Here is a 25,788-nt window from a genome sequence, read left to right on the forward strand (position 1 = left end):
AAATGTATCAATATATAATGTAAGGAGATATTATGCAAGTTCATGTTTTAGCAAGTGGCAGTACTGGAAATGCCATTTTTTTAGATTTTAAACATACCAAAATATTGGTAGATGCGGGTATTAGCACTAGGCGTATCAAAAATAGCCTGGCTGCCTTAGGTACTGATATAGAGGAGCTTAATGGAGTCGTGATTACTCATGAACATAGAGATCACGTGAGTGGCCTACCGACAATGACCAAAAAGTATAATTTGCCAGTATACGCTAGTCCTGACACCTGGCATGCTATGTACTGCCGTGGGGTAATACCAGATAGCTGCTGTAAAAGGTTAACTAGCAATCTGACGATTGGTCAAGTGCGAGTGGAACCTTTTAGCATCTCTCATGATGCGGCCGATCCCGTAGGATATCGATTTTATAATGGTACAGACAAATGTAGTGTTGTTACAGATCTAGGTTTTGTAACAGACGCAGTGAAAGAGGCAATCTCTTTAAGCGATATCTTGGTATTGGAATCCAATCATGACCTGGACATGCTAGAGAATGGTGCGTATCCTTGGCATTTAAAACGCCGTATTAAGAGTAATCGCGGTCATCTATCCAATGTGGATGCAGCGTGGGTATTAGCTAATTTAAAGCGCAAGCCGAGTATGCAAGTATTTTTGGCTCATATAAGCAAGGAAAATAATGATCCTGAATTGGCAAGAAGAACTGTGAGTGCTATATTAGAAGAGCAGGGATGTAAGCTTGGTTCAGAAATTGAACTTCATGTTACTTATCCTGACCGTACAGTGAGTAGTAATTTTAAGGAGGTTGGATGATGTTTAGAAGGATTGGGCCTCTATTTTTGATTGCTGTCATGGGGGCACTGATTGGTGGTAGTTTAGTACTAGCATATGGTGGCAGCTTTCTAACAAAGCCAATGTCACAAAATGCAACACCTGTTGAGCAGTTACTTACAACACCTACTGCTAAGGCACAAGTGTCAGAAGCACGTAATACTCCGATTGTCAGAGCCGCGCAAGCTGTTGGCCCCGCAGTCGTGGGAATAACAAATAAAGCGTATGCTCAGAGTTCTTTTAAAAAGAAAGTACTTGTAGAACAAGGGACTGGATCAGGTGTGATTTTTGATGCCAATGGATATATTGCTACCAATAATCACGTGGTAGAAAATGCTCAGGAAATTACGGTATCTTTAGCTGATGGGCGAGTGCTAACAGGGCGAGTCCTTGGTGCCGATCCTGCTACGGATTTGGCAGTAGTAAAAGTAGAAGCCACTGGCTTACCTATCGCTGTATTAGGTGACTCAGACAGTCTGCTTGTGGGGGAACCAGCTATTGCTATTGGTAATCCTCTTGGTTTAGAGTTTAAGGGAAGTGTAACTGCTGGGGTGATTAGCGCCTTAAATCGCTCTATTGAAATTGGTGAGCGCAAGTTTAAATTAATTCAAACAGATGCTGCGATTAACCCAGGGAATTCAGGAGGAGCATTAGTCAATGCTGATGGAGTAGTTGTTGGTATTAACAGCGCCAAGATATCCGTTGCTGGTGTAGAAGGAATTGGTTTTTCCATTCCTATAAATACGGCTAGACCAATATTGCAATCGCTAATAGAGAAAGGTCGTGTAGTAAGGGCTTACTTAGGAGTGGGAATTTTAGATCGGAATACGGCTGCTGCCTATGGCTATGAACTCGCGATAGATAAAGGAGTTTATTTAGTGCAAGTCGCAAAGGGTGGCCCAGCAGGTAAGGCTGGACTTAAGGAAGGCGATATTATTTTAAAGATAGCAGAGACAGAGATTAACAGTGTAGCAGATCTAAGAGGTGCAGTTGATGCTCAGGCTGTTGGTGGTACCGTAAGTGTTACTATTGTACGTAAAGGTCAGCAGCAGGTTGTGAACGTACTTTTAGAAGAAATGCCGAGTCAGCAGTAATATGAAAATTACCATTGTTGCCGTTGGCAAAATAAAAGAAAAATATCTTACCATGGGCATTGCTGAATTTGTTAAACGTCTTACCCCTTACTGCCGCTTATCAATTATAGAGGTCGACGAAGAACGCATGCCCGATAACCCTTCTGATGCCGAAAAAGTGAAGGTTCTATTTAAAGAAGGGGAACGTATGTTAAAACACGTTAAGGAAGGGACACACCTTATTGTCCTTGATGTGGTTGGCAAGCTAGCTTCCTCAGAAGAGCTGGCAGAAAAAATCAGTATCCTAGGTATTTCCGGGAAAAGTGATATCACTTTCGTCATTGGTGGTGCCTTTGGTCTTTCCCCCGATATAGTCAAAGCAGCCAGCGAACGGTTGTCTTTCTCTAAGATGACCTTTACTCATCAGATGATACGCTTGTTATTAGTTGAACAGGTGTATCGGGCATTTAAGATTAATCGGGGGGAACCGTATCATTTGTAGTGGCGAAAATGGCATGTAATAACCTTAAAATTTGAACAAAGTCGCCCTAGCAAGGAGAATTTCTCTTTGCTAGGGCGGTTTTGTTCAAATTATGAAAGAAAAGTCACTAAATTTTAGTTAGCAGGCGGGCGGAAATTAATCCTAGTTGCAGTTGAAATTGATGTTGAGAATTTTCAGGGTCAAATCCCGTGATTTCATGAATACGATTTAAGCGATATTTCAAAGTATGCCTATGCACAAAAAAAAATTGTGAGGTTTCTTTAATATTGCTATTGCATTCCAGAAAAGCTTCAAAAGTAGTTACCAGCTCACTTTTATGATTGGTATCATAATCAATCATTGGCGCTACCGTTTGCATGTAATAATTGTATAATTCCATTTCATTTACGTTATTTGCAAATAAATTATAGGCCCGAGATCCATAAAATAATATACAATCTTTTTTTTGCAACCGATCGGCGACATCTTGGCGGAATCCCTGCGCTGACAGCCGCCTTCGTAATTACCACCGGTATTATCGGCACTAGACTGAGTCCTATAGTTTTCCGCTGGATGAAGCAGGTCAGTCCTATAACCAAAGGACTGATGCTTGGCGTGGCCGCTCACGGAGCGGGAACTGCCAAGGCGCAGGAATATGGCAAAATGGAAACGGCCATTGCCAGTCTGGCGATGATCTTTATGGGCATTATTACAACGCTGCTCGCCCCGGAGGTTGTACCGTTGTGTTTTCAGTTTCTTGGTATAAATTGATAGTAGCAAGTGTATTTATTGATCGATTGAAAAGAGAAGAAATGGCCACAACATTATAGGCAAGCACTCATTGAGGAAGAAAGACAAGGGGACGGAGGAAATGTCTTTGTAGACAAATCCACCGTCCTTTTGTCTTGCCAGTTAGAATTGATTTGTTAGATTGGCATACTATTTCGCCAGAATTCCCAAAAGTGATCGAGGCAGAGTATGAGATCATTTTTCCTAGAAAAGAAGAGGGTAATCAAAGTGAGCATAAAAACTGAACCGTTGGACTCGATACGGAGAAGAACCGTATCACTGGTAACGGCGAAAAATAGAAAAAAAGAGTTGGAAGTCCAATCTTCCAACTCTTTTTTTGATGTTACCGGTATACTTTGTAAAATACTCGGGATTGCTCACACAGACATGCCGTCCCTGTGAGTCTGAGCCACCTTACCTTATAGCACTATTATGAAGCGAATTGGTGTACGCTATAGCCCCCCATTTTACTTAAGGGATGCTTTATTTGTGATAATGAGGCTTGAATTATTGTCGATGTTTGTCGTATTGAGTAAATTTTTGTTGATGAAATGGGACTTTGAGGCCAACGAAATGGGACCCCGAAATAAAGGTAATTAATGTGAGAGAGTGGAAATGTAGAATGTGTAAATCTTGTGTATAATTTAATATTTTCCTTAGGATGGGATTAAGCAATGAATGTCAGCCTGTATGTGGACACTTGGGCTGTCAGGAGCTGGTAGTGTAACCGGGATCTCTTTTTTTGTGTTTTTATTGACGGGTAATAGACCAAAAGTAAGCATAATTTGTTAGCCAAAGATGTGAAATGAGTAGCCTGGAAAATGTTCTAAATATAAAGCAATTTCAGTTGGGAGATAACCATGTATGCAGTTCCAAAAAACTCATGGAGGGATTAGATTATGGGCAAAAGCAAAACTAATAGTGAAGCTGGTAGCGATATTTCGTATATCGGATATGACCAAGACGTTTTAACTGGCGGAAATGGTAAAGACCATCAAAACGGTAAAGGCGGCACAGGTAGTTTACCTGGTAAAAACGGAAAGTCTGCTTTAATCGGCGGGGAAGGTAATGATAATCTTCACGGGGGAAACGGCAAGGACATTGTAGTTGGTCAAGGTGGTAACGATACCCTGTATGGCGGAAATGGTAAGGACCTTTTAATTGGCGGGGAAGGTAATGATAATCTTTACGGCGGAAATGGTAAGGACATTCTAGTCGGCGGAGCGGATAATGATACCTTGTCTGGTGGAAAAGGCAAAGACATTCTTAGTGGTGGCGTGGGAAATGATTTGCTTGACGGTGGTTATGGAGCCGATTTTATGGCTGGTGGCAACGGCGATGATACTTACGTAGTAAATAATTATCGTGATACAGTAGAAGAGAGAGCAGGCGAAGGCATAGACACTGTACAGGCAAGTATCTCATATACCCTAGGCGCCAATGTAGAAAATCTAACTTTAACCGGTAAAGCAAATCTTGACGGAACAGGAAACGAACTAGACAATGTCATTATAGGAAATAGCGGAAATAATGTTCTTAATGGTGGGGCTGGGAACGACTTTCTGGACGGTGGAATTGGTGCCGACACCATGTACGGTGGCCGGGGTGATGACACCTACATCGTCGACAACGTTGGTGATGTGGTCGTGGAAAAAGCAGGCGAAGGCAACGACACTGTGCAGGCAAGTATATCATATACCTTAGGCGCCAATGTGGAAAATCTTACTTTAACCGGTGAAGAGAATCTTAACGGGACAGGAAACGGACTAGATAATGTCATTATAGGAAACAGCGGAAATAACGTTCTTAATGGTGGGGCTGGGAACGACTATCTGGACGGCGGAATTGGTGTCGACACCATGTACGGCGGAGTGGGCGACGACACTTTTATCGTTGACAATGTTGACGATGTGGTAATCGAAGCTACAGGCGAAGGCACTGACACTGTGCAGTCGTCGATAAGTTATGTATTAACCGCTAACGTGGAAAACCTGACTTTGACCGGCAGCGCCAACATCAATGGTACCGGTAATGAACTTGATAATACTATCATCGGCAACAGTGGCAACAATATTCTAGACGGCGGAGCCGGAAATGATACATACATTTACGGAATTGGTTCAGGTAATGATACGATTGATAACTACGAATTGGCGGGCAGTAATGGCTTTGACGTTGTGCAATTCGGACAAGGGATTGACAAGAATTCATTTGAATACCTAACGGAAGGATCGGATCTCATTTTACAATTAAAAGAAACCGGTGAGACGCTTACGCTAAAGAATTGGTATCTTGGAGAAGACTACCAGGTAGAAAATTTCCGTTTTTCCGATGGTAGCATACTTACACCAACTGATATAAATGATTCTCTTATGATTGTAGGTACTGAAGGGAATGATACACTATATGGTCGTGAGAACCGCAATGACAGAATTTTTGGCCTCGGTGGAGATGACAATCTATACGGCTATAGCGGCAAAGATAAACTAGATGGTGGAGAGGGCAACGACCTTCTAGACGGCGGAATCGACGCCGACATCATGTATGGCGGAGCGGGCAACGATACCTTTATCGTCGACAACGCCGGTGATGTGGTAATCGAAGCTGCGGGCGAAGGTACCGATACGGTGCAGTCATCGATCAGCTATGCCCTTACGGCGAATGTGGAAAACCTGACTCTGACCGGTAGCGCCGACATTAACGGCACAGGCAATGAACTTGACAACATCATCCTCGGCAACAGCGGCAACAATATCATCGACGGCGAAGCGGGCAACGACATTATTGACGGCGGAATCGGGGCCGACACCATGTACGGCGGAGCGGGCGATGACATCTTTATCGTCGATAGTGTTAGCGATGTGGTGGTGGAAAACGTCAATCAAGGCAGCGACACAGTGCTATCATCTAGCAGCTATACTTTAAGCGCCAATGTAGAAAACCTGACTTTAACCGGCAATGCCGACATCAACGGCACCGGCAATGTACTTAACAACGTTATTACTGGCAACAGTGGCAACAACATAATTAACGGCGAAGCGGGTGCCGACACCATGTACGGCGGAGCGGGTAATGACACCTTTATCGTTGATAATGCCGGCGATATGGTAGTGGAAGCTGCGGGCGAAGGCACTGATACGGTGCAGTCTTCGATCAGCTATGCCCTGACGGCGAATGTGGAAAATCTGACTTTGACCGGCAGCGCCAATATCAACGGCACTGGTAATGAACTTGACAATACCATCCTTGGCAATAGCGGCAACAACATCGTCGACGGAGGAATCGGGGCTGATACCCTGTACGGCGGAATGGGCGATGACATCTTTATGGTTGACAATGCCGGCGATGTGGTAGTGGAAGCTGCGGGCGAAGGCACCGATACGGTGCAGTCTTCGATCAGCTATGCCCTGACGGCGAACGTGGAAAATCTGACCCTGACCGGCAGCGCCAACATTGAAGGTACCGGCAATGAACTTGACAATACCATCCTCGGCAACAGCGGCAACAATATCATCGACGGCGAAGCGGGCAACGACATTATTGACGGCGGAATCGGGGCCGACACCCTGTACGGCGGAGCGGGCGACGACATCTTTATCGTCGATAGTGTTAGCGATGTGGTGGTGGAAAACGTCAATCAAGGCAGCGACACCGTGCTATCATCTAGCAGCTATACTTTAAGCGCCAATGTAGAAAACCTGACTTTAACCGGCAATGCCGACATCAACGGCACCGGCAATGTACTTAACAACGTTATCACTGGCAACAGTGGCAACAACATCATTAACGGCGAAGCGGGTGCCGACACCATGTACGGCGGAGCGGGCAATGACACCTTTATCGTTGACAATGCCGGCGATATGGTAGTGGAAGCTGCGGGCGAAGGCACTGATACGGTGCAGTCTTCGATCAGCTATGCCCTGACGGCGAATGTGGAAAATCTGACTTTGACCGGCAGCGCCAATATCAACGGCACTGGTAATGAACTTGACAATACCATCCTTGGCAATAGCGGCAACAACATCGTCGACGGAGGAATCGGGGCTGACACCATGTACGGCGGAATGGGCGATGACATCTTTATGGTTGACAATGCCGGCGATGTGGTAGTGGAAGCTGCGGGCGAAGGCACCGATACGGTGCAGTCTTCGATCAGCTATGCCCTGACGGCGAACGTGGAAAATCTGACCCTGACCGGCAGCGCCAACATTGAAGGTACCGGCAATGAACTTGACAATACCATCCTCGGCAACAGCGGCAATAATATCATCGACGGCGGAATCGGGGCCGACACCCTGTACGGCGGAGCGGGCGACGATACCTTTATCGTCGACAACGCCGGTGATGTGGTAATCGAAGCTGCGGGCGAAGGCACCGATACGGTGCAATCTTCGATCAGCTATGCTCTGACACCGAATGTGGAAAACCTGACTTTGACCGGCAGCGCCAATATCAACGGCACTGGTAATGAACTTGACAATACCATCCTTGGCAACAGTGGCAACAACATCATTAACGGCGAAGCGGGTGCCGACACCATGTACGGTGGAGCGGGCAATGACACCTTTATCGTTGACAATGCCGGCGATATGGTAGTGGAAGCTGCGGGCGGAGGCACCGATACGGTGCAGTCTTCGATCAGCTATGCCCTGACGGCGAATGTGGAAAATCTCACTTTGACCGGCAGCGCCGACATCAACGGCACTGGTAACAATCTCAACAACGTTATCACTGGTAACAGCGGCAACAACATCATTAACGGCGGAGCGGGTGCCGACACCCTGTATGGCGGAGCGGGCAACGACACCTTTGTTGTTGACAATGTAGGCGATGTAGTAGTGGAAGCAGCGGGCGAAGGCACCGACACGGTGCAGTCGTCGATCAGTTATGCTCTGACGCCGAATGTGGAAGATCTGACCCTGACCGGCAGCGCCAATATCAACGGCACTGGTAATGAACTTGACAATACCATCCTTGGCAATAGCGGCAATAATATCATCGACGGCGGAATCGGGGCCGACACCCTGTACGGCGGAGCGGGCGACGACATCTTTATCGTCGATAGTATTAGCGATGTGGTGGTGGAAAACGTTAATCAAGGCAGCGACACCGTACTATCATCTAGCAGCTATACTTTAAGCGCCAATGTAGAAAACCTGACTTTAACTGGCAATGCCGACATCAACGGCACCGGCAATGTACTTAACAACGTTATCACTGGCAACAGCGGCAACAATATTATTGATGGCGGAGTGGGCAACGACTTTCTGGACGGTGGAATCGGGGCCGACACCATGTACGGTGGCGTCGGCAACGACACCTTTGTCATTGACAATGTCGGTGATGTGGTAATTGAAAATGTCAACGAAGGCATTGATCTTATCCAGTCGTCTGTCAGCTATACTTTAAGCGCCAATGTGGAAAATCTGACCCTGATCGGCAGCGCCAATATCAACGGCACTGGTAATGAACTTGACAATACCATCCTTGGCAATAGCGGCAACAACATCATTGACGGCGGAATTGGTGCCGACACCATGTACGGTGGCGCGGGCGACGAAACCTTTATCGTTGATAATGCCGGCGATGTGGTAGTGGAAGCTGCGGGCGAAGGCACCGATACGGTGCAGTCTTCGATCAGCTATGCCCTGACGGCGAATGTGGAAAATCTGACTCTGACCGGCAGCGCCGACATCAACGGCACAGGTAATGAACTTGATAACACCATCCTTGGCAACAGCGGCAACAACATCATCAACGGCGGAATCGGGGCCGACACCCTGTACGGCGGAGCGGGCAACGATAACTTTGTTGTTGACAATGTTGGCGATGTAGTAGTGGAAGCTGCGTATGAAGGCACCGACACGGTGCAGTCGTCGATCAGTTATGCTCTGACGGCGAATGTGGAAAATCTGACCCTGACCGGCAGCGCCAACATTGAAGGTACCGGCAATGAACTTGACAATACCATCCTCGGCAACAGCGGCAATAATATCATCGACGGCAGAATCGGTGCTGACACCCTGTACGGCGGAGCGGGCAATGACACCTTTATCGTTGACAATGCCGGCGATATGGTAGTGGAAGCTGCGGGCGAAGGCACCGATACGGTGCAGTCTTCGATCAACTATGCCCTGACGGCGAATGTGGAAAATCTGACTTTGATCGGCAGCGCCGACATCAACGGCACTGGTAACAATCTCAACAACGTTATCACTGGCAATAGCGGCAACAACATCATTGATGGTGGAATCGGGGCCGACACCCTGTATGGCGGAGCGGGCAACGACACCTTTGTTGTTGACAATGTAGGCGATGTAGTAGTGGAAGCAGCGGGCGAAGGCACCGACACGGTGCAGTCGTCGATCAGTTATGCTCTGACGCCGAATGTGGAAAATCTGACCCTGACCGGCAGCGCCAATATCAACGGCACTGGTAATGAACTTGACAATACCATCCTTGGCAATAGCGGCAACAACATTATTGATGGTGGAATCGGGGCCGACACCATGTACGGTGGCGTCGGCAACGACACCTTTATCGTTGACAGTGTTGGCGATGTGGTGGTGGAAAACGTCAATCAAGGCACCGACACCGTGCTAGCATCCGTCAGCTATACCTTAAGCGCCAATGTAGAAAATCTGACTTTAACCGGCAGCGCCAATATTAACGGCACCGGCAATGTACTTAACAACGTTATCACTGGCAACAGTGGCAACAACATCATTAACGGCGAAGCGGGTGCCGACACCATGTACGGCGGAGTGGGCAATGACACCTTTATCGTTGACAATGCTGGCGATATGGTAGTGGAAGCTGCGGGCGAAGGCACCGATACGGTGCAGTCTTCGATCAGCTATGCCCTGACGGCGAATGTGGAAAATCTGACTTTGACCGGCAGCGCCGACATCAACGGCACTGGTAACAATCTCAACAACGTTATCACTGGTAACAGCGGCAACAACATCATTAACGGCGGAGCGGGTGCCGACACCCTGTATGGCGGAGCGGGCAACGACACCTTTGTTGTTGACAATGTAGGCGATGTAGTAGTGGAAGCAGCGGGCGAAGGCACCGACACGGTGCAGTCGTCGATCAGTTATGCTCTGACGCCGAATGTGGAAGATCTGACCCTGACCGGCAGCGCCAATATCAACGGCACTGGTAATGAACTTGACAATACCATCCTTGGCAATAGCGGCAACAACATCATTGATGGTGGAATCGGGGCCGACACCATGTACGGTGGCGTCGGCAACGACACCTTTATCGTTGACAGTGTTAGCGATGTGGTGGTGGAAAACGTCAATCAAGGCACCGACACCGTGCTAGCATCCGTCAGCTATACCTTAAGCGCCAATGTAGAAAACCTTACTTTAACTGGCAGCGCCAATATTAACGGCACCGGCAATGAACTTAACAATACCATCCTTGGCAACAGTGGCAACAATATTATTGACGGCGGAGTGGGCAACGACTTTCTGGACGGTGGAATCGGGGCCGACACCATTTACGGTGGCGCCGGCAACGACACCTTTGTCGTTGACAATGTCGGTGATGTGGTAATTGAAGCTGCGGGCGAAGGCACCGACACGGTGCAATCATCGATTAGCTATACCCTGACGCCAAATGTAGAAAATCTGACCCTAACCGGCAGCGCTAACATAGACGGTACCGGGAATGAACTTAACAACGTTATCACTGGCAATAGCGGCAATAACATGATTGACGGCGGAATTGGGGCCGACACCATGTACGGCGGCGCCGGCAACGATACCTTTATTGTCGACAATGTTGGTGATGTGGTGGTGGAAAACGTCAATCAAGGCACCGACACCGTGCTAGCATCCGTCAGCTATACTTTAAGCGCCAATGTAGAAAAACTGATTTTAACCGGCAGCGCCGACATCAACGGTACTGGTAACACCCTAAACAACGTTATCACTGGTAACAGCGGCAATAACATCATTAACGGCGGAGCGGGTGCCGACACCATGTACGGAGGAGCGGGCGACGACACCTTTGTCGTTGACAATGTTGGCGATGTGGTAATTGAAAACGTCAATGAAGGCATTGATCTTATCCAGTCGTCTGTCAGCTATACTTTAAGCGCCAATGTGGAAAATCTGACCCTGATCGGCAGCGCCAATATCAACGGCACCGGTAATGAACTTGACAACATTATCACTGGCAATGGTGGCAACAACATTATTGATGGCGGAATTGGGACTGACACCATGTACGGCGGTGCCGGCAATGACACCTTTATCGTTGATAATGCCGGCGATATAGTAATCGAAAATCTCAATGAAGGCATTGACACAGTGAAATCGTCGGTTACCTATACCTTAAGTGATAATGTAGAAAATCTCACTTTGACCGGTGTGGCTGAAATTGACGGTACCGGCAATGAACTTAACAATACCATCCTTGGCAACAGCGGCAACAATATTATTGATGGCGGAGTGGGCAACGACTTTCTGGACGGTGGAATCGGGGCCGACACCATGTACGGTGGCGTCGGCAATGACACCTTTGTCGTTGACAATGCCGGGGATGTGGTAATCGAAGCAGCGGGCGAAGGCGTCGACACGGTGCAGTCCGTCATCTCCTACACGTTAACCCCGAATGTAGAGAACCTAACTTTGACCGGCAGCGCCAACATAGACGGTACCGGAAATGAACTTGATAACACCATCCTTGGCAACAGCGGCAACAACGTCATCGACGGCGGAGTGGGCAACGACTTTCTGGACGGTGGAATTGGGGCCGACACTATGTACGGTGGCGCCGGCAACGACACCTTTGTCATTGACAATGTCGGTGATGTGGTAATTGAAAATGTCAACGAAGGCATTGATCTTATCCAGTCGTCTGTCAGCTATACTTTAAGCGCCAATGTGGAAAATCTGACCCTGATCGGCAGCGCCAATATCAACGGCACCGGTAATGAACTTGACAACATTATCACTGGCAATGGTGGCAACAACATTATTGATGGCGGAATTGGGACTGACACCATGTACGGCGGTGCCGGCAATGACACCTTTATCGTTGATAATGCCGGCGATATAGTAATCGAAAATCTCAATGAAGGCATTGACACAGTGAAATCGTCGGTTACCTATACCTTAAGTGATAATGTAGAAAATCTCACTTTGACCGGTGTGGCTGAAATTGACGGTACCGGCAATGAACTTAACAATACCATCCTTGGCAACAGCGGCAACAATATTATTGATGGCGGAGTGGGCAACGACTTTCTGGACGGTGGAATCGGGGCCGACACCATGTACGGTGGCGTCGGCAATGATACCTTTGTCGTTGACAATGCCGGGGATGTGGTAATCGAAGCAGCGGGCGAAGGCGTCGACACGGTGCAGTCCGTCATCTCCTACACGTTAACCCCGAATGTAGAGAACCTAACTTTGACCGGCAGCGCCAACATAGACGGTACCGGAAATGAACTTGATAACACCATCCTTGGCAACAGCGGCAACAACGTCATCGACGGCGGAGTGGGCAACGACTTTCTGGACGGTGGAATTGGGGCCGACACTATGTACGGTGGCGCCGGCAACGACACCTTTGTCATTGCCAATGTCGGTGATGTGGTAATTGAAGCTGCGGGCGAAGGCACCGACACGGTGCAATCATCGATCAGTTATGCCCTGACGCCAAATGTGGAAAATCTGACCCTGACCGGCAGTGCCAATATCAACGGCACTGGTAATGAACTTGACAACATTATTACTGGCAACAGCGGCAATAACATTATTGACGGCGGAATTGGGGCCGACACTATGTACGGCGGCGCCGGCATCGATACCTTTATCGTCGACAATGTTGGCGATGTGGTGGTGGAATACCTCAATCAAGGCACCGACACTGTGCAGTCGTCAATCAGCTATGCCCTAACGCCGAATGTGGAAAATCTGACCCTAACCGGTAGTGCCAATATCAACGGCACTGGTAACAATCTTAACAACGTTATCACTGGTAACAGCGGCGACAACATCTTTGACGGCGGATTGGGCAACGACTTACTGGACGGTGGAATCGGGGCCGACGCCATGTACGGTGGCGCCGGCAACGACACCTTTGTCGTTGACAATTTCGGCGATGTAGTAATAGAAGCTGTGGGCGAAGGCATCGACACGGTGCAGTCCGGCATTTACTACACGTTAACTTCTAATGTAGAAAACCTAACTTTAACCGGCAGCGCCAACATTGACGGTACCGGCAATGAACTTAACAACGTTATCACTGGCAATGGCGGCGACAACATTATTGACGGCGATGCCGGCGCCGACACCATGTACGGTGGAGTAGGCAATGATATCCTATACGGCGGAGCGGGCAACGACACCCTAGACGGTGGAGCAGGCAACGACATCCTAGACGGTGGAGCAGGCAATGATATGTTGCGTGGTGGTCTTGGAGACGACAGCTATTTTTACGGCGTAGGTTCAGGCAACGATACCATCAATAGTTATGAAGGAACATCCGGTAACGGTGTTGATACCCTTCAGTTCCAGAACTTGCTTATAGCAAGCATCGATTTTACTAGAAGTAATAACAACTTAGTATGTACAATAATTCCGACAGGCGAAACGATTACCCTATCAAACTGGACTTTAGGTGAAAACTATCAGGTAGATCAATTCAAGTTTATGGATGCAACATTGACTGCCGCCGATGTTAGCAAAAAAATTGTATAAGAGGTAAATCTAGTAATGAGTCAGGGCCGGTCCCTTGACTCATTACTCTTTTATATGTAAATCGAAGAAGCACTAAATATATTTACATATCATTTATAACTGCGAAGAATTAAGAAAACTTTTGTCAGATCCTGTAGATTCTGGCAAGAGTTTTCTTAATTCTTTGAAGAGCTGATGATAGGTGCCGCGAAGACGATGGCTATCATCATTACCATGTATTGAAATTTACGGACAAATTTATGGTAGCTTCAGAGTCGGCGATCGAGAGTAGTGGCAGGACTAACAGGCTAGGAAATAAGGCTATATTGTCGCTTTATGTTACTGATGCAGCATTTTCATGATATAATTAGTAAAATTATCCTAACGTGAAAACTTTTTTCATCTAAATTATCATATTAGTAGACGTTATAGGGGGAATTTGAATGAGTACTAAAGTTATTACTACTGCAGGTGATCAATTAGTCGCACAAGAAATCCTAACTGCAGTGCAAGCTGTATTAGGACCATCGATAGAAGGCAAAGCATATACCCTAAGTGGTTTGCCGGATCACCAACAAGCTGACCTGTTTGTCTGTATCTCATCGAGAAAGGATGAGGTAGCTAAATTTGTTCCTGAGGGAAAGATAGTTGGAATCCAGATGGTTCCTGAAAATCGATTTTTCATTGATTTGGCTAAGCTACCCAAAGGTCAACGGGTTACCATATTTAATAATAGTATGAGCTACGCAAAGACACTAATACAATATTGTTTAGATATGACCATTGACCACATTGTATTTGAGGTCATCGCCTATGATGAAATATCCTCCGAAGAGATGGTAAGTGCGCTAGAAAAGGCAGAGCTTATTGTTGGTGTTGACGCGATTGTTGGCTCAAAGGGGGTATTGATGACTCAATATAAACAGCATATTCGTCCTGGGGCAAGGGTTATAGCTTGTAAGCGAGTCACCAATGTAAGTTCTGCTTGTGAATTGATGAGATCACTAACCTTACTTAATCAGCGTCAATTAGCATCGAACGTATCTGATAACTCTAACAAGCTAGCCTCGCAAATCCAAGAGATCACCTCAATAACAGATACAATGGCAAACACTATCAAAGACGAAATCCAAGCATTCAGCACCCTCAGCAGCCAGATGGCTCAAGGGGTTGGCAAAATAAGAAGTGTCCAAGATCTTTCCATACAGCTGGAGAAATCAACTAAGAATGTCGGTAATATCGTTGACTCCATTAAACACATTTCCTCACAGACCAATCTGTTAGCATTAAATGCGACGATAGAGGCTGCAAGGGTAGGGGAAGTTGGGCGCGGGTTCGCAGTTGTGGCTAGAGAGGTAGGTAAATTAGCTGCTGAAAGCCAAAAATCAACGGAAACAATCCGCAAAGTTATCACTGAAATTCAGGAAGTCGTAGCGCAGATCGCCCCTTCTTTAGATGCTGTGTCTAATGAGCTGAGCAGTAATCAGAGCATTTTTCTAGAGGTAACGGAGAATGCTAAGTCCGGTAATCAATCTGTTTTGAAGATTTTTAACGCATTAGGGAATATCAGCAATATGACGGATAAGCTGTTGGATTCTGTCGTAGAGCTGAATACAGCAGACTAGGAATTTATTTTGACGTTAAATAGATTTGCCGTTAACAGATGGTACGTAGAAATTCTATCATCTTTTAACGGCGAAGGCAGGCTGGAGGATCCTTTGGGAAAATAAGGATACAGGCTGTGAAATGCTTTAGTGAAAGTAGACCGAGGTTTGGTTGATCTAGGGTTTCCTGCTGATTCTCTAATAAAATAGTTACTTTAGGAAATAATATATTGGTAAACTAGAAAAAGGAGATTCAGCATGAGACTTATTGCAGTGGGAGATTCGGCACCAGACTTTGTTGTAAAAGATAATAACGAAAAGGACATACGCCTATCAGACTATAGAGGAAAAAAGGTGCTACTCTCCTGGCATCCCCTTGCTTGGACACCAGTTTGTGCTAAACAAATGAAAGCACTGGAAGTTAATTTTGAAAAATTCAAAGAGGCCAACACCATTCCCCTAGGGTTTAGTGTCGACTCCTCGCCGTGTAAAAAAGCCTGGTCAAGTGAGCTTAATATTACGAATGTCAGCCTCCCTGCGGACTTCTGGCCACACGGAAAGGTTGCCCAAGATTATGGTCTTTTTCTTGATAAAGACGGATTTTCTCAACGTGCCAATGTTCTCATTGATGAAAATGGTAAAGTCACATGGGTGAAAGTTTATCCTCTGGAGGAGTTGCCTGATATAAATGAAGTCTTAAACATTTTGGGCAATCCGCAAGCTTTAAAATAACGAATAACTAAAGAACTCCTGCCAAATTCTGTTTTAATTTGGCAGGAGTTTTGTATTATATAGGAAATGTAGATGTATAAAAGTAAGTTTCGTTTAAAGATGACAACTTATTTCCCAGAAGAAATAGCACTAGCAATAATGAAAGGAGTTTTTAAATTTGAAGACAATTGCAGTATTAACTGGTGGTGGGGATTGCCCGGGATTAAATGCAGTAATAAGGGCAGTTTATAAGACTGCACATTCAAATGGGATAGAGGTCTATGGGGTGAAAAATGGGTTTAAAGGTTTAGTTGAGGATGACCTATCTATACTTGGTCCTGAAAGCGTTTCTGGTATATTACCTCGTGGAGGAACAATATTAGGGACTACAAATAGAGATAATCCTTTTAAATATCAGTGCATCGACCACGGCGAACTTGTTTACAAGGATATGTCACGGCAAGTTTTATTTAATCTTAAACAACGAGATATAGAAGCCTTAATTGTAATTGGTGGTGATGGGACACTTAAGATTGCAAGTAAAATTGCAGAATTAGGATTTCCCGTAGTTGGTGTTCCAAAGTCAATTGATAATGACTTACCTAAAACAGAGAGAACCTTCGGCTTCGATACAGCCGTTAGCATCGCGACAGAAGCGTTAGATCGATTGCATACAACTGCCGAATCCCATCATAGGGTAATGATCCTAGAAGTAATGGGACGCTATGCAGGGTGGATTGCTCTTCATAGTGGTATAGCTGGTGGAGCGGATTGCATTATAATTCCTGAGATTCCTTTTAAGTGGGATTCCATTATTGAGAAAATTAAGTTACGACAGCAGAAAGGAACTTTGTTCAGCATTATTGTAGTGGCCGAAGGAGCTAAACCTATTAATGGGAATTTATCCGTAGCAAGGATAGTAAATAATTGTCCTGAAACAATACGATTAGGTGGCATAAGTGATAAAATTGCTCACGAGTTAGAAAATTTACTGCCAGTGGAATGTAGATCTACAGTATTAGGCCATCTTCAACGTGGTGGTAGTCCGACTGCGTATGATAGGGTATTGTCTACCCGATACGGTGAGGCTGCAGTAAATGCAATCATTAATAAAAATTTCAAGACAATGGTGGCATTACAAAATAACGAAATTGTCTCAGTTAATTTAATTGATGTAGTTGGAATCCCCTATTTAGTTCCAACTACACATGATTTGATTAAAACTGGACGATCTCTGGGAATTTCTTTTGGTGACTAAAGGAAAAGGGGAATTAATGTGTTAAAACCGCGTATTCAGCAAGCTGCTTTTCCGTATCTTTTCACCAATATAATTGACAAGCGGACAGGGAACCTGGTCGAATTAATTAGGAATTTACCGCTTATTCCTAAATGGCTTGTCTTACCAATTGCGTAGAGCGCTTAAATGCCTTGTATCTCATATAACTACAAACCAAATATTAATATAAATTTAATGAATTCCTAACGCAGCAGTCCCTTGGACAACCTATACTGGAAAGGAGAAGAGGTTCTCAATAAAGGGAGGAATTCTGTTGAAAAAATATTATGTCATAGACACTAATGTTTTGCTGCACTCACCGAATGCTCTATACGCTTTTAATGAACATACAGTGGTAATTCCCGAAGTTGTTATTGAAGAACTAGATCGATTTAAGCGAGAATCAACAGAACGAGGTGCTAACAGTCGCCACGTTAGCCGCATTATTGATAATATGCGTACCCAAGGTAATCTGTTAGAAGGAGTACCTTTAAACGACAATGGCGGAACTCTTATTCTAGAGTCCAATCATACAGCTACGAATATGCCTATTTATTGGGAGAAGGATAAAGCCGACAATCGTATTCTACAAGTTTGTAAGGGACTGGTCGAGAGCGGTCAACAGGCTGTTTTGGTGAGCCGCGATACCAATATGCGTGTCAAGTCATCCATCCTGAAAATTCAGGCTGAGGATTTTCGTAATGATAAAGTTTCAAGCATTGAGGAGCAATATACTGGTCGTATAATTGTTTATACCTCTAGTGACGTAATCAATGCTTTCCATGAAGATGACAATCGGTGGATAGATCCTGATAAACTATATATTTTCGATAATCAGGCAGGTATATTAATTCCTGCCACTTTTATTACCAATCAATTTCTGCTAATAAAGTCAACAGATAATGACCGCCATACCGCGCTAGGCAGATTTGACGGTAAAAAAGTAATTCACTTACAATATCAAAATCGTAATCCTTTTGGAGTAGTTCCTAAAAATGTGGGTCAAATTTTCATGCAAGAATGCCTCATGATGAGTGCCGATGAGGCACCTCTAGTTATTTTAAAAGGAATTTCAGGAACTGCTAAGACGTTTTATTCCTTAGCAGTAGGACTTTACAACTATATGGAATGCCGCCCAAAACAATATCAACATATTCTTATCTGTCGTCCAAATTCAATGCTAGACGAGGGCATAGGCTTCCTTCCTGGAACAGAGGCTGAAAAAATCGAACCCTACATGCGAGCTATTAAAGATAATTTATTTACATTAATGTCAGGAAGTTCTTCTATGGAAGATAGAGACGTGCTGCAAACGGAAGATACGGTTAACATGCTCTTTGAGAAACGTATCATTCAAACAGAAGCATTAGCATATCAACGAGGTCGGTCACTACAAAAATATTGGGTCATCTTCGATGAGATGCAAAATGCTACTCCGCGCCAATCCAAGGCCGTACTCACTCGCCCTGGTCTCGGTACTAAAATAATTTTACTTGGAGATCCAGCGCAAATTGATAATCCTTTACTGGATAGCCAATCCAACGGTTTAAGCTATGCCAGTGAAAAAATGATGGGATCAAAATTATGTTTTCAAGTAACTATGTTACCTGAAGAGTGTGAACGGTCTCCCTTAGCGGCTGAAGCTGCGATGAGGTTATAACAAAAAATAAGATCAATATAGGGGAAAGTATAAAAAGGACTGTATGACATTAATTTGTCATACAGTCCTTTTTTAACCTAAACGCTTAGCTATGTACAGTCACTATTTTAGCTTCACTACAACTGATAATTCTAATGTCATTATCTATCTTTGTTCGCAAATCTACTTTTCCGCCCCAAAGATCAACAACATATTTGATAGTTTCTTGAGCGTGTTTTAACTCTAATTCCCGACTATCGTAGATATGCTCCAAAATTAAGGTGCCATTTTCTACTGATGAGGGCTGGATTACTGGTATACTACCTAAACCAACAGAATTAGCCAGATTATCTCGCACGGCTCTCCAACCATCTTCATTAGATACTTCTGTAACGACAATATTGTCATCTTGAATACCATAGGAGAATAATTGTAGCTCTTCGCACAATTGTTGGTTCAAATGCCGGCGTATAAAAGACTGATCACGATCCTCAGCTCGTATCGACATAATTTTTTCCCGCCCGCCGGGTTGTTTATCCAAGTATTCAAAGATTTTAAATCCTACAAAATAGGGATTAATCCTCCCTTTGTGAGGACAGATTACCAAATTATGAAGTTTCAAAAATTCCAGGTGGAGACCTTGGGGTAAGTCGAGCTGATTCATCAACTGATAATGCCAATAGCTGGCCCATCCCTCATTCATAATCTTGGTTTCTATTTGAGGAATAAAATAAATGGATTCTCTTCGGACGATATTGATCAAATCACGTTCCCATTCAGTCAAATTGCCTCTCTCGGCTAGATAAGCTAATAAGTCACCTTGCAGCCTTTCAGGTACAGGTTGATTTGCCTCTAAGTTACGTTGTACCTTATCAGGTTGTTTTCCTTCCCCATTGCGGCTCACTTGAAATTTAAGTCCGTGGGCAGCATTCAAAATTCGTTCTACCTTGTCTGGTCCAATACTTGGGTCTTGTATGTATTCTCGTATACGATTGGCATGGGTTTTAAACATATCAACTTCTATATTAGCTCGTGTATCACGCTTGAATAAACGATTATTTTTAAAAAAATCATTATGTCCGTATACATGGGCCATTGTTAAGATTTGAGTCAGCAATGTATTATCTTTCATAAGATAGGCAATACAAGGATCGGAATTAATCACTAATTCGTAAGGTAAGCCAACAACGTTATATTGATAAAGACTTTTTTGTCTATCGTAGGCTTTACCAAAGCTCCAGTGTGGATAATGGGAGGGGATACCTAAATATGCCTCATAGCACAGCATATCTTCATAACTGCAAATTTCAAAGTGTTGCTCATAACAGTCGAGTCCTGCAGCTATAACCAATTTCTCGATTTTTTCATTCCAATCCTCTAATTTGTTTATGCTATAGTCTGACATCAGCTATTCCCCCCGGGAGTAGATTCCTTATCTAAAATTTTCCTAAATGCTGGCCAAATATCTGCCTTACTATTCATAGTTACTATAACAAAATTATCTAGATTGAGGTGCTTCTCATATTCTTTGCTTATAGAGCTGGCATACATCTTATTGGTATTAATTTCGCAATACCCAAATAGATTGCTGATGTTACATAGCTGCTTTACCAAGTCAACAGCTTTACTATTATCTTCACTCCAATTGTCACCGTCGGAGCAATGAAATGTATAAATGTTCCAAATGCTTGGATTATATCGTTGTTCAATAATTTCTAGAGCTTTGGTATATCCACTGCTAATGTACGTTCCGCCTGTCTCGCCACGGTGGAAGAAGTCATCTTCGTTCACTTCGTGGGCTTCCGTCGTATGGGCTATAAAGGCAACCTCGACATGCTCATACTTCCAGCGAACGAATTGGTACAGTAGAAAATAAAAACTACGGGCCAGATATTTTTTAGTTTGATCCATCGATCCAGAGGTGTCCATAATGCAAATAATGATAGCATTTGAATGTTTACGAACATCTTTTTTAATTCGGCTATACCGCAGATCATCCTCATGAAATGGTATGCGATCAGGTATAGGCTCTGCCTCGCTGTCCTGAGGGTCTCGTTTATTCATTTGTGTTCTCTTAAGTTTTTGGATGGTTGATCTTTTTTTATTTAAGCGTGGCGAGATGCCCTTGCGTTGAAATCCTGAGCGTTTAAACTTGTATTCTGATTCGATCAGGGCGAACTTTTTCCGCTCTATATCCGGTAACTGTAAGTCTTCGAAAAGATAATTTGTAAGTTCTTCTATTGTAACTTCCGTTTCATAAACATCCTCACCAGGGTCATTGCCTGGTTGCCCCAGTCCTGCTTCTTGCTGCCCGTTGGCCTTACCGAGGACCTGACCTTTTTGTTCCCCGCCAGTCCCTGTACCCGTACCGCCAGTATTTTTCCCGTAAATAAATTGATATTCTTTAATACCCTTAATGGGAATTTTAATTTTTTTATCCTTACTTTGCCCAATAATACTTTCTTCGGCGATAATATCGCCCAAATTCTTTTTTATGCTCTCTTCCACCAATTGCCGGTGGCGTTTCCGGTCCCACGCTGAACGGTCGGACTGACTCATATCCCTATCTTTAAAAATAGCCACAATCTACTACCTCCCTAACACGAAAGGCCTTAGTCCTTCCAAAGATTATTGGCCGCATATTTTAAGATGACATTACAGCAATGATCACAATAACCGTTACATTTCATTTCTTCTTCCATGACATTATACTTGGAATCTTGTTCACCGTCCCGCACCCTGGCCTTGGTGATAATACGAGATAATTCTTTCACTGCAGCCGTTAATTTCTTCTCAATGGCTTCTTTTAATGGTTCATAGCTCTGGTAATCAATTGTGCCTCCATTACGTAATACCGAGAACATATAAGCAGTAACATCCTGGCGAAAACCACGAGCTGATGCATTGAAAACACCAATTTGTTCCTCTATGGACTGAAGGAACTTGATGTCAGGTTCTAATTCCTCTCCAGTATTTTTATCTTTGATCTTAGTTGAGTTAGCAAACGCTTCAGCATGATCTAAATAATTATTAAACAAACTTTCAGCCTGTTCGCGATAGCCGTGTATAAAAGCCCGTGTGATTTCTTTTTCGAGGATTTTGTGATATTCCTTTTTTATTGTATCTTGCAAAAAACCTAAATACCGTTTTTTATCATCCTCTGCAATGACCATTTCCTTAACGGCCTTAATTAGATTATCTAGAATACTGATCGGGTTGATACAATTATTCTCTGATTCAGATAACGCCACATCGATCGCTTTCATAATAAAACGAGTAGAGATACCAGTCATACCCTCTCGATTTGCTTCATCCCGCAGCTCGAAAATATCTAATTTTTTAGTTGAGCCGTTTTCGACGATTTCCTCGCCATTATATATTTTCAACTTTGTTAATGGATCAGCCTTAGTTGATGGTGTTAACCGAGTTAATATTGCAAACATGGATGCCATTTCAATGGTGTGTGGGGCAATATGAGCATCAAAATTACTATTTTTTAAAATCTTTTGGTAAATCTTAACTTCTTCATCCAACTCTAGACAATAAGGAACCTCAATTTTAACAATCCGATCTAAAATAGCTTCATTTGTATGATCTGATTTAAATTTATTCCATTCCGCTTCATTCGAGTGGGCTAAAATAATGCCATCAAAGTAAATCATTGATCCTTTGCCCGGGGAGGTTATCGACTTTTCTTGTGTAGCAGTAATCATATTATGCAAATACTCAACATCATTTTTAAAAACCTCAATAAATTCAACCAAACCTCGATTGCCTACATTAAACGCCCCGTTTAGCGATAATACCCTAGGATCATCTTCAGCATAAAGATCCATTTTAGAAATATCAACAGACCCAATGAGCACCGATGTATCTTGGTTATTCGGGTCAACTGGCGGCACCATGCCAATTCCTTTACGGGCTCGAGTGGAGAATTCAGAGGTTGTTATGGGAAAACGTTCAAACTCACCATGATATTCATTTTTTAAACGATATCGACAAATCGGACAAAGATCACCCTCAATTTTTACTCCTAATAATTGCTCAAATTTAGGTCTGAGATGTTTAGGAATTAGATGTAATGGCTCTTCACGCATTGGACAATCTTTAATTACATAAATAGGAGGACTCATTTCCAGAGCCCGCTTTAACGCTTCCAAGATAGAAGATTTACCCGCTCCAACTGGCCCAACAAAATATAGCACTTGGCGAGATTCTTCCCCCTTCATGCCAGCCGAATGGAAATAACGCATAATTTTCATAATTGTTTTGTCGATACCAAAAAAATCGTTTTCAAAATATATATAACGCTTCAATACATCATTACCGTAAATTCGTTTCAACCGGGGGTATTCCTCAGTCTTGATTGTTTTCACACCATTCGCAATCAATAGTTCATACATTCGTTGATGTGCTAATATAGATACCTTGGGATTTTCCTTAACGACATCTAGATAATCAAGAAGCGAACCACTAAACTGCTGATGCTTTTTTGCCTCCCGATCCTTTTTTATCAAGTCATCAAAATTACTCATTGCCGCCCCTCTCCTTAACTTTCAATTGTAAAAGCTAAGATGCAATTAAGATTTTAATTCCCAAATGAAAATTGCCTTTTTATCATGCTGATCATAACATCATGCCATGTAATATCTTTTATGCGATTATATACTATGAATAAATCCAGAGGCTTCATGGGGAATTTATATAATAGATATGCAATGCCGTACAGCGAATATCACTCTAATTTAATTTATTTAAGCCTCTTTAGGATTTATCGCAGCTAATGCCTTTTTCTACTCATGTGAATTATAGAGGTTTCCTCAAAAATTTGGCGAATTTCATACATTAAAATAATTATAAATTTATTATATTTTAAGGGCGGCATCTGGTATCGCCGAACTACAGGTATTTAAAACAGTGCAGCGTAAAAAGATTACATACGATAAATTCTGATTCTTTTATAGGAAGGTGTAATATGAGTAATACAAAAGAAGTACAAGACCGTTCTAGGTTGCAGCAAATTGCACGACAGGCTATGATAGACCGGAGACTCCTTCCGGATTTTTCTGTTCAGGCAATTGACCAGCTTAACGGAATGGATAGTAATATTTCTAAATTTGAAGAGTCGACACAAGATCTTAGAAATCTTTTGTGGTGTTCCATCGACAATGATGATTCAAACGATTTGGATCAGCTTACCACTGCGATAGAGATGTCAGAGGGAGCTACAAAGATTTATATTGCGATTGCGGATGTTGATGCCTTCGTCAAGAAGTCCTCTGCAATTGATGATCATGCAAAGCATAATGCTACTTCGGTCTATACCGCTGCGCAGATATTCCCCATGTTACCTGAGAAAATCTCGACAGATATTACCTCTCTTAATTATGAAGAAGATCGCTTTGCCCTCGTTGTTGAGATAATCATTGCCGAGGATGGATCGATGCAAAGTTCGCAGATTTATAAAGCCATAGTCCGTAATCACGCAAAGCTTGCATATAATAGTGTTGCGGCTTGGCTCGAAGGTAGTGGACCTATGCCTGAGGCAATTAGTGCAGTTAATGGCCTTGCAGAAAACATTTTACTGCAAAATCAAGTGGCAAAAAAGCTAAAGGCCCTCAGGCACATGCATGGGGCGCTTGATTTTGAAACGATAAAAGCTCGCCCTGTTTTTCACGAAGATAAGATCAAAGACTTAGAAGTAGAAAAACGGAACAGTGCCAAAGATATAATTGAGGATTTCATGATTGCGGCTAACAGCGTAACCGCGCAATACCTCACAGCTAAAAATTTTCCGTCAATACGACGCGTTGTTCGCAAGCCCAAACGATGGGAACGGATCGTTGAGCTTGCCGGGGAGTTAAACTTCATACTACCTAAGGAGCCCGACTCAAAGGCATTAGATCAATTTCTGGTGTTATCAAAAGCCGCCGATCCGCTTCATTTTCCCGATCTTTCTCTTAGCATTATCAAGTTATTAGGACCTGGTGAATATGTCGTAGAGCTTCCAGGCGAAGATTCTATTGGACACTTTGGTCTCGCGGTTAAAGATTATGCTCATTCCACAGCACCGAACCGCCGGTATCCAGATTTAATTACCCAACGATTACTGAAGGCAGCGATAGCAGGAAATTCTATTCCTTATGAAAATGATGAACTTGTAACGCTGGCAAAGCACTGCACGGAAGCTGAGAATGCAGCGCAGAAAGTGGAACGGCAGGTTGAAAAATCCGCCGCTGCCATTCTTCTGGAATCCAGGATTGGAGAAACCTTTGATGCGATTATCACTGGAGCATCTGATAAGGGGACGTGGGTTCGTCTGCTGCACCCTCCTATTGAAGGGCGATTACAGGGTAACTTTGAAGGTGAGGATATTGGTCTTAGGCTTCGCGTACAGCTAATTCGCGTTGATGTAGAACGGGGTTATATTGACTTTAAAAAGGTAAGATAAGGGATGGTTAGTGCGCATCATTTACAATAACGACAGAGCTCCTGCTAAAACTCCTAGAATTTAGCAGGAGTTTCGTATTATATAGGACACGGACAAAGGAGGATGGTACTATAGACGGATTAAAAAAATATAGTACCACTATTGGGTATGGCTATTGGGAGAATGGAATAAAAAAATCCTAGATCAATGGCGAGTCGTTGGATAAAAAAGGGGGCAATATATAGC

General features: G+C 43.8%; 15 protein-coding genes and 1 riboswitch. Of the genes, 11 read left to right on the forward strand and 4 right to left on the reverse strand.

The features are described 5' to 3' along the window. Positions 1-32 precede the first annotated feature (32 nt). Genes UFO1_RS00375 through rlmH form a run of 3 tightly spaced genes read left to right on the forward strand, consistent with a single transcriptional unit; the run spans position 33 to position 2,414 of the window. A complete protein-coding gene (locus UFO1_RS00375; RefSeq protein WP_038666455.1) occupies positions 33-821 on the forward strand; it encodes an MBL fold metallo-hydrolase in 789 nt (262 codons plus the stop codon). Beyond that, the gene (locus tag UFO1_RS00380; RefSeq protein ID WP_038666458.1) at positions 821-1,933 is read left to right on the forward strand and encodes a S1C family serine protease; all 1,113 of its coding nucleotides are present in this window, start codon (positions 821-823) and stop codon (positions 1,931-1,933) included. The genes UFO1_RS00375 and UFO1_RS00380 overlap by 1 nt, the downstream gene beginning before the upstream one ends. A gap of 1 nt (position 1,934) precedes the next feature. Further along, positions 1,935-2,414, forward strand: coding sequence for a 23S rRNA (pseudouridine(1915)-N(3))-methyltransferase RlmH (gene rlmH, locus UFO1_RS00385; protein WP_038666461.1), 480 nt, complete (start codon positions 1,935-1,937; stop codon positions 2,412-2,414). 106 nt (positions 2,415-2,520) lie between these two features. On the opposite strand, the gene UFO1_RS00390 is transcribed toward rlmH, so the two are convergent. Continuing rightward, positions 2,521-2,865 carry a CdaR family transcriptional regulator gene (locus UFO1_RS00390; protein WP_051788762.1) on the reverse strand — a complete coding sequence of 115 codons (345 nt, stop codon included), beginning with the start codon at positions 2,863-2,865 and terminating at the stop codon, positions 2,521-2,523. On the opposite strand from UFO1_RS00390, the gene UFO1_RS24225 reads away from it, so the two are divergent. From UFO1_RS24225 to UFO1_RS00430, 7 genes are all read left to right on the forward strand, one after another. Beyond that, on the forward strand, positions 2,808-3,164 hold the full coding sequence (locus UFO1_RS24225) for an LrgB family protein (protein ID WP_236639299.1): 357 nt from the start codon (positions 2,808-2,810) through the stop codon (positions 3,162-3,164). The two genes, UFO1_RS00390 and UFO1_RS24225, sit on opposite strands and share 58 nt — an antisense overlap. 676 nt (positions 3,165-3,840) lie before the next feature. Next, a riboswitch (cyclic di-GMP riboswitch) is annotated at positions 3,841-3,924 on the forward strand. Between the two features lie 157 nt (positions 3,925-4,081). After that, complete coding sequence (locus tag UFO1_RS23930) at positions 4,082-13,903, forward strand: calcium-binding protein (protein WP_051788763.1); 9,822 nt, start codon at positions 4,082-4,084, stop codon at positions 13,901-13,903. Between the two features lie 422 nt (positions 13,904-14,325). Next, the gene (locus UFO1_RS23935) at positions 14,326-15,507 is read left to right on the forward strand and encodes a methyl-accepting chemotaxis protein (RefSeq protein WP_051788764.1); all 1,182 of its coding nucleotides are present in this window, start codon (positions 14,326-14,328) and stop codon (positions 15,505-15,507) included. Between the two features lie 237 nt (positions 15,508-15,744). Beyond that, positions 15,745-16,218, forward strand: a complete 474-nt coding sequence (locus tag UFO1_RS00420) for a redoxin domain-containing protein (protein ID WP_038666470.1) — start codon at positions 15,745-15,747, stop codon at positions 16,216-16,218. A gap of 157 nt (positions 16,219-16,375) precedes the next feature. Beyond that, positions 16,376-17,455: a 6-phosphofructokinase gene (locus UFO1_RS00425; RefSeq protein ID WP_038666473.1), complete on the forward strand. Its 1,080-nt coding sequence runs from the start codon at positions 16,376-16,378 to the stop codon at positions 17,453-17,455. 18 nt (positions 17,456-17,473) lie between these two features. Then, positions 17,474-17,611 (forward strand): hypothetical protein, encoded by a 138-nt coding sequence (locus tag UFO1_RS25065; protein ID WP_158442757.1) that lies wholly within the window; start codon positions 17,474-17,476, stop codon positions 17,609-17,611. Between the two features lie 136 nt (positions 17,612-17,747). Then, a complete protein-coding gene (locus UFO1_RS00430; RefSeq protein WP_038666477.1) occupies positions 17,748-19,133 on the forward strand; it encodes a PhoH family protein in 1,386 nt (461 codons plus the stop codon). A gap of 85 nt (positions 19,134-19,218) precedes the next feature. Here the strand turns inward: UFO1_RS00430 and UFO1_RS00435 are convergent, their stop codons facing one another. Genes UFO1_RS00435 through UFO1_RS00445 form a run of 3 tightly spaced genes read right to left on the reverse strand, consistent with a single transcriptional unit; the run spans position 19,219 to position 23,647 of the window. Continuing rightward, positions 19,219-20,517, reverse strand: a complete 1,299-nt coding sequence (locus tag UFO1_RS00435) for a SpoVR family protein (protein WP_038666479.1) — start codon at positions 20,515-20,517, stop codon at positions 19,219-19,221. Continuing rightward, the gene (gene yhbH, locus UFO1_RS00440; RefSeq protein ID WP_038666482.1) at positions 20,517-21,695 is read right to left on the reverse strand and encodes a sporulation protein YhbH; all 1,179 of its coding nucleotides are present in this window, start codon (positions 21,693-21,695) and stop codon (positions 20,517-20,519) included. Before yhbH ends, UFO1_RS00435 begins: the two co-directional genes overlap by 1 nt. Positions 21,696-21,724: 29 nt before the next feature. After that, positions 21,725-23,647 (reverse strand): PrkA family serine protein kinase, encoded by a 1,923-nt coding sequence (locus UFO1_RS00445; protein WP_038666485.1) that lies wholly within the window; start codon positions 23,645-23,647, stop codon positions 21,725-21,727. A gap of 440 nt (positions 23,648-24,087) precedes the next feature. Here UFO1_RS00445 and UFO1_RS00450 point away from each other — a divergent pair, with 440 nt between their 5' ends. Further along, positions 24,088-25,563 (forward strand): RNB domain-containing ribonuclease, encoded by a 1,476-nt coding sequence (locus UFO1_RS00450; RefSeq protein ID WP_038666488.1) that lies wholly within the window; start codon positions 24,088-24,090, stop codon positions 25,561-25,563. Positions 25,564-25,788 lie beyond the last annotated feature (225 nt).

This window comes from Pelosinus sp. UFO1 (assembly GCF_000725345.1).
Lineage (GTDB): Bacteria > Bacillota > Negativicutes > DSM-13327 > DSM-13327 > Pelosinus.

Bases quoted from the DNA above. Each gene is read 5' to 3' on its own strand.
- UFO1_RS00375 (WP_038666455.1), top strand. From the start codon at position 33: ATGCAAGTTCATGTTTTAGCAAGTGGCAGTACTGGAAATGCCATTTTT.
- UFO1_RS00380 (WP_038666458.1), top strand. From the start codon at position 821: ATGTTTAGAAGGATTGGGCCTCTATTTTTGATTGCTGTCATGGGGGCA.
- rlmH (WP_038666461.1), top strand. From the start codon at position 1,935: ATGAAAATTACCATTGTTGCCGTTGGCAAAATAAAAGAAAAATATCTT.
- UFO1_RS23930 (WP_051788763.1), top strand. From the start codon at position 4,082: ATGGGCAAAAGCAAAACTAATAGTGAAGCTGGTAGCGATATTTCGTAT.
- UFO1_RS23935 (WP_051788764.1), top strand. From the start codon at position 14,326: ATGAGTACTAAAGTTATTACTACTGCAGGTGATCAATTAGTCGCACAA.
- UFO1_RS00420 (WP_038666470.1), top strand. From the start codon at position 15,745: ATGAGACTTATTGCAGTGGGAGATTCGGCACCAGACTTTGTTGTAAAA.
- UFO1_RS00435 (WP_038666479.1), bottom strand. From the start codon at position 20,517: ATGTCAGACTATAGCATAAACAAATTAGAGGATTGGAATGAAAAAATC.
- UFO1_RS00445 (WP_038666485.1), bottom strand. From the start codon at position 23,647: ATGAGTAATTTTGATGACTTGATAAAAAAGGATCGGGAGGCAAAAAAG.
- UFO1_RS00450 (WP_038666488.1), top strand. From the start codon at position 24,088: ATGAGTAATACAAAAGAAGTACAAGACCGTTCTAGGTTGCAGCAAATT.